Source organism: Pedobacter glucosidilyticus DSM 23534, assembly GCF_000425145.1.
Classification (GTDB): Bacteria; Bacteroidota; Bacteroidia; order Sphingobacteriales; family Sphingobacteriaceae; genus Pseudopedobacter; species Pseudopedobacter glucosidilyticus.
On record NZ_AULF01000056.1, the window covers coordinates 1 to 6,800 of the forward strand.

The 6,800-nt window shown below is 30.9% G+C and carries 5 protein-coding genes; all 5 read left to right on the top strand.

Annotated features, from left to right (window positions below; all coding sequences use genetic code 11):
- Positions 1-206: acyl-ACP desaturase (locus H510_RS18880; protein WP_036692840.1), on the top strand; the 206-nt coding region annotated here is incomplete at its 5' end.
- Between the two features lie 345 nt (positions 207-551).
- Positions 552-4,817, top strand: coding sequence for a type II CRISPR RNA-guided endonuclease Cas9 (gene cas9, locus H510_RS0112700; protein ID WP_026904668.1), 4,266 nt, complete (start codon positions 552-554; stop codon positions 4,815-4,817).
- A 4-nt stretch (positions 4,818-4,821) separates the two neighbouring features.
- Positions 4,822-5,295 (top strand): HIRAN domain-containing protein, encoded by a 474-nt coding sequence (locus tag H510_RS0112705; protein ID WP_026904669.1) that lies wholly within the window; start codon positions 4,822-4,824, stop codon positions 5,293-5,295.
- A 29-nt stretch (positions 5,296-5,324) separates the two neighbouring features.
- Complete coding sequence (gene cas1, locus H510_RS18885; protein WP_081659278.1) at positions 5,325-6,362, top strand: type II CRISPR-associated endonuclease Cas1; 1,038 nt, start codon at positions 5,325-5,327, stop codon at positions 6,360-6,362.
- Between the two features lie 27 nt (positions 6,363-6,389).
- A complete protein-coding gene (gene cas2 / locus H510_RS0112715) occupies positions 6,390-6,695 on the top strand; it encodes a CRISPR-associated endonuclease Cas2 (protein WP_425413803.1) in 306 nt (101 codons plus the stop codon).
- Positions 6,696-6,800 lie beyond the last annotated feature (105 nt).

Sequence of the window (6,800 nt, forward strand, 5' to 3'; positions counted from 1 at the left end):
AAAGATTAGGCGTTTATACAGCTGTTGATTATGTAGACATCTTAAAAGAACTTATTGTTGATTGGAAGATAGAAGAAGTTAAGGATTTAAATGAAGCCGGCGAAAAAGCCAGAGAATACTTAATGAGACTACCTGATAGACTAATCAGAATAGCAGACAGAATAAAAACCCCAAATCTAGAATATAAATTTAGCTGGATATTATAATATTACAGATTATCTTCATTAAAATGATTTAAACCGATATGTATGTATCGGTTTTTTTGTTTATGAAATTTTTACCAGTTATTGAAAAGCCTTAACTCTAATTCTGTTGAGTTACAAATTAATCATCCCCTGATTAAAAAAATAAACAGCAAAAATATTACACTATAAGAAACAAAAAAGCCCCGAAGATAGTCGAGGCGCTAAATGTTTTCACAACGGAATAATCCTTATTGTGATTTGCTTTCAACATCAAAGGTATAATTTATTTTTTAATTACAAATACGGGAAACCGTAAACTGTAAAAAAAATTATTTATATATTTATCTTAAAAATTAATTAACTACTATGACAAAACATATATTAGGTCTTGATTTAGGGACAAATTCTATTGGTTGGGCATTAGTTCAACAAGATTTTGAAAATAAAAAAGGAGAAATTCTTGGAATGGGAAGTAGGATTATTCCGATGTCGCAAGATATTCTAGGAGATTTTGGAAAAGGAAACTCTGTTTCGCAAACTGCAGAACGAACAAAATATAGAAGTATTAGAAGATTACGCGAAAGATTTCTTTTAAGGAGAGAAAGATTGCATAGAGTTTTAAATGTTTTAGGGTTTCTTCCAGAACATTATGCTTCAAAGATTGATTTTGAAAAACGATTTGGTAAGTTTCAAGAAGAAGCAGAGCCAAAAATTGCATGGAAAAATATTGATGGGCAGTTTTCATTCTTATTTCAAAATTCTTTCAAAGAAATGCTTGAAGATTTTGAGGCAACCGGACAAAATTTAAAAATAACATACGACTGGACAATTTATTATCTCCGTAAAAAAGCGCTTTCTCAAAAAATTGAAAAAGAAGAACTGGCTTGGATTCTCTTAAATTTCAATCAGAAACGAGGATATTATCAGTTACGTGAAGAAGAAGATGAAGATAATCCTAATAAATTAGTTGAGTTTTATTCTTTAAAAGTTGTAAATGTTTTGGCAGATGAACCTCAAAAAGGAAAATCAGACATATGGTATTCTTTGGTTCTAGAAAATGGATGGACCTATAGACGCTCAAGTAAAACGCCATTATTTGATTGGAAAGACAAAATAAGAGATTTCATTGTTTCAACAGATTTAAATCATGATGGTTCTGTAAAAAAAGATAAAGATGGAAACGAAAAACGAAGTTTCAGGGCGCCATCTGAAACAGATTGGACATTATTAAAGAAAAAAACAGAACAAGAAATTGATAATTCCAATAAAACTGTAGGAGCTTTTATATACGACTCACTATTAAAAAATCCTAAACAAAAAATTAAAGGGAAACTGATTCGCACAATTGAAAGAAAATTCTACAAAGATGAACTCAAGCAAATATTAGAAAAACAAAAAGAATTTCATCCCGAATTACAAAATGAAGATTTCTATAACGACTGTATTAGGGAATTGTACAGAAACAATGAAGCGCATCAACTCACATTAATTAAAAAAGATTTTGTACATCTTTTTCTAGAGGATATTATTTTTTATCAAAGACCTTTGAGAAGTCAAAAATCTTCTATTTCAAACTGTTCTTTAGAATTTAGAAAATATAAAGATGAAAACAGAGTAGAGCAAACACAATATTTAAAAGCTGTCCCAAAATCTAATCCTTATTATCAAGAATTCAGGATTTGGCAATGGATGTATAATCTAAATATTTACAGAAAAGATGATGAAACGAATGTTACCAAAGAATTTTTAAATAGCGTTGAAGACTTCGAAAATCTTTTTGATTTTTTAAACAAAATAAAAGAAGTTGACCAAAAAGCTTTACTAAAGCATTTCAAACTTAATGAGAAAACATATCGTTGGAATTTTGTTGAGGATAAAAAATATCCGTGTAATGAAACCAAAACACTGATTATTAACAAGCTTGAAAAAGTAGAAAATATTTCAGATGATTTTTTAACAAGAGAAATTGAACAAAAAATCTGGCATCTTATCTATTCTATAAATGATAAAATAGAATATGAAAAAGCCTTAAAATCTTTTGCTAAAAAACATGGTTTAGATGAAATTTCTTTCTTTGAGGCTTTTAAGAAATTTCCTCCGTTTAAAAGCGAATACGGCTCTTTTTCAGAAAAAGCAATTAAGAAATTATTGCCTTTAATGAGGCTAGGGAAATTTTGGAGTTATACTAATATCGAAGAAAATTCAAGAACAAGACTAGAGAAAATTCTTGATGGAGAATATGATGAAAATATTAAAGATAAAGTAAGAGAAAAAGCAATCAATCTTACGACTCAGAATGATTTCCAAGGATTGCAATTATGGCTAGCTCAATATATTGTTTATGGAAGGCACTCTGAAGCATCAATTATTGGAAAATGGAATTCAGCAGATGACTTAGAAGAATTTTTAAGAGAATTTAAACAACATTCGCTTCGTAATCCAATTGTTGAACAAGTTATTACAGAAACCCTTCGTGTAGTTAAAGATATTTGGCTAAAATATGGAAATGGTGTGAAAGATTTCTTCAATGAAATCCATATTGAGCTTGGAAGAGAAATGAAACTTCCTGCTGAAGACAGAAAAAAAATCACCAACCAGATTACAGAAAACGAAAACACCAATCTTCGTATAAAAGCTTTATTAGCCGAGATGGTTAATGATCAATCTATTGAAAACGTCCGTCCGTTTTCACCGATGCAGCAAGAGATTTTAAAAATTTATGAAGAGGGTGTTTTGAATTCAGATTTAGAAATTGAAGAGGATATAATTAAGATTAGTAAAACTGCTCAACCTTCTTCTTCTGATTTAAAACGATACAAACTTTGGCTAGAGCAAAAATATAAATCGCCTTATACAGGGCAAATTATCCCATTAAATAAACTTTTCACACCTGAATATGAAATTGAACATATAATTCCTCAAAGCCGGTATTTTGATAACAGTTTTAGTAATAAAGTTATTTGCGAATCAGCTATTAATAAATTGAAGGATAATTATATAGGATTAGAATTTATAAAAAAACTAGGAGGAACTGTAGTAGAATGTGGAAATGGAAAATCAGTAAAAGTTTTAAAGCTAGATGAATACGAAGAGTTTGTTAAAAAAAATTACGCCAACAATAGAGGAAAGAAAAACAAGCTCCTTTTAGAAGATATACCCGAAAAAATGATTGAACGCCAGTTGAACGACACACGTTATATAAGTAAATATATCTCAGGGATTCTTTCTAATATCGTACGTGTAGAAGATGGTAGCGATGAAGGTGTAAATTCTAAAAATATCGTTCCCGGAAATGGAAAAATTACCACACAACTTAAGCAAGATTGGGGTTTAAATGATGTGTGGAATGATTTGATTTTACCACGATTTGAAAGGATGAATCAATTAACCAATTCAACTGATTTTACTGCATGGAATGAAAATCATCAAAAATTCTTACCAACTGTTCCTATTGAGTTTTCTAAAGGATTTTCAAAGAAAAGAATTGATCATCGCCATCACGCTTTGGATGCTTTAGTAATTGCTTGTGCTACAAAAGACCACGTAAACTTACTTAACAATCAATCTGCAAAATCAGACACTAAACGTTATGATTTAAAAAAGAAATTGATGAAGTTCGAAAAAGTATGTTATAACCATCCACAAACTGGTGAGAAAATAGAAAGAGAAGTACCAAAACAGTTCTTAAAGCCATGGGAAAACTTCACAATTGATGCAAAAAATTCATTAGAAAAAATAATTGTGAGCTTTAAACAAAATCTGAGAGTAATTAATAAGGCGACAAATTACTATGAAAGATTTGTAGAAAAAGATGGTGTAAAAGTAAAAGAGAGAGTAAAGCAAGAAGGAATAAATTGGGCTATAAGAAAGTCTATGCATAAAGATACTGTCTCAGGTAAAGTAAATTTACCTTGGATAAAAGTTCCAAAAGGAAAAATTTTAACCGCTACAAGGAAAAGTCTTGATACATCTTTCGATTTAAAAGCAATTAATTCTATCACAGATACAGGAATTCAGAAAATTCTTAAAAATTATTTGGACTTCAAAGGTAGTCCGGAACTTGCATTTTCTCCAGAGGGAATTGAAGACCTTAATAAAAACATTGAAAAGTATAATGATGGAAAATCACATCAGCCTATCAATAAAGTTAGAGTTTTTGAACTAGGCAGTAAATTTCAGATCGGTCAAAACGGGAATAAAAAAGATAAATATGTTGAGGCTGCAAAAAGAACCAATTTATTTTTTGCAGTCTACGAAGACAAAAATGGAAAAAGAAATTATGAAACTATTCCCTTAAATGAAGTTATAGAAAGACAAAAGCAAGGGTTATCAGTAGTTGATTTAAAAGGAGTAAATGATTTTTATTTATGCCCTAATGATTTGGTCTATGTTCCATCGGAAGAAGAAATTGATAATATCAACAATATCGATTTTAAAAATATATCTAACGAAAGAGTTTATAAGGTTGTAAGTTTTACAGGGAATAGACTTTTTTGTATTCCATATACGGTTGCAGCAACTATTGTTAATAAATCGGAATACACCCAACTCAATAAAATAGAATTCACTAAAGAAAAAGAAGTTTGTTCTAAGCTAAAAATAGACCGTCTAGGAAATATCTCAAAAGCATAATATTATGGATCGTTCCGATTTTCTCAAATCATTAGGTTTAGGTGCCGGCGGGTTAATACTTCCTAATAACAGTTTTATTAATACAAAACTTGTTAAAATATACGACAACTATGTTAGAGGATTATCTCACTACGATTTTAGAAAAGTACAAAAATTAATAAAAGATGGAGACCAACTTACGCTTATACGTGAGCCTGAAAATATATACGATAGTTTTGCTATTCAAGTAAATCTACATGAATATCGTTTAGGCTATATTGCGGCTTATGAAAATATTATCCTCGCTAATATGATGGATGCAGGGGTTAATATAAAAGCTTATGTTAGCCAGAAAGATTTAGAACGTTACCCACATGAAGGCTTAGCAATAGAAGTATTTACAGAACTCATTATCCCTAATGAAAAGTTTATTGATAGTTTATTAGCGCAAAACAGAGCTGATGATATAGCGGATATGTATCGTTTAGGAGAAATTTAAAACATATTAAAACCTATTGAAAAACTAAAATGATAAAAAGAACCCTATACTTCAGTAACCCAGCTTATCTTAATCTAAAAGATAGACAACTACAGATAGACCTCCCCCATTTAAAAACTTTGGGAACAGAAGAATCTATAAAATTGGTACCTATTGAAGATATAGGTGTTATCATTTTAGACAATCAGCAAATAACTATAACACATGCTAGCATCGCTGCTTTATTAGAGAATAAAGTAGCGGTAATTACTTGCGATAAAAGCCACCATCCAACAGGCATGCTCCTCCCTTTGGATGGACATGATACGCAAAGCGAACGTTTTAGATATCAAATAGATGCCTCATTACCTTTAAAAAAACAATTGTGGCAACAAACTGTACAAGCTAAGATTTTAAACCAGGCAGCAGTTTTATTTGAAAGAGGAATAGCTTGCGAGAATATGATTCATTGGGCCAAAGCAGTACGCTCTGGCGATCCAGATAACTACGAAGGGCGGGCAGCAGCCTATTATTGGAGAAACGTTTTTCCTAAAAAATTAGACTTCTTTAGGGGTAGAGACGGCGACCCTCCTAATAATTTATTAAACTATGGTTATGCTATTTTAAGAGCTATTGTAGCGAGAGCTTTAGTTTCTTCTGGACTATTACCAACCCTAGGCATACATCATAGAAATAAGTATAATGCTTATTGCTTGGCCGATGATATTATGGAGCCCTACCGCCCTTTTATAGATAAAATTGTGCTTAAAATTATAGATAATGGCGAGAATTTCTTAGAGCTAAATACTGCTATAAAATCTCAATTATTAAGTATAGCCAGTATTGATGTAAGTTTTGAAAAAGGAACTAGCCCTTTAATGGTAGGCTTACAATATACCACAGCTTCATTAGCAAAATGCTATGAGGGTACAATAAGGAAAATAAACTATCCTATTATAAAAGATTTTGATGCCAAAAGAATAGGATATTTAAAAAGTACTGATGATACACAAATAAGCTATGCTGCTGAAAAAACCACAAAATATGAAAGTAAAAAAAGTACAGACGAGCCCGAATTACCTTTTTAGGAAATGCGCTTAAACCAATATCGCGTTTTGTGGATATTAGTATTTTTTGATTTGCCTACAGAGACCAAAAAAGAAAGGCAGATATATACTCGCTTTAGAAAAGATATCATGCGGGATGGCTTCACGATGTTTCAATTTTCCATTTACCTGAGACATTGCAGCAGTCGTGAAAATGCGGAAGTTCACATAAAAAGAGTAAAAAAACTGCTTCCTGCCAAAGGACATATCGGAATCATGACCATAACAGATAAACAATTTGGGATGATGGAACTGTTTTATGGTAAGGAAGAAAAGAACCTGCCCAGCACACCGCAACAGCTAGAATTATTCTAAAACAAATTCTAGCATTTAAATTTTAAACATAAAAAAATCCGGAAGATATACTTACCGGATTTTTTTAATTCCTGATTTTACATTTAAACTACTGATTTACAATTT

Coding starts and splice junctions, on each gene's coding strand:
- cas9 (WP_026904668.1), top strand. CDS start 552: ATGACAAAACATATATTAGGTCTTGATTTAGGGACAAATTCTATTGGT.
- H510_RS0112705 (WP_026904669.1), top strand. CDS start 4,822: ATGGATCGTTCCGATTTTCTCAAATCATTAGGTTTAGGTGCCGGCGGG.
- cas1 (WP_081659278.1), top strand. CDS start 5,325: ATGATAAAAAGAACCCTATACTTCAGTAACCCAGCTTATCTTAATCTA.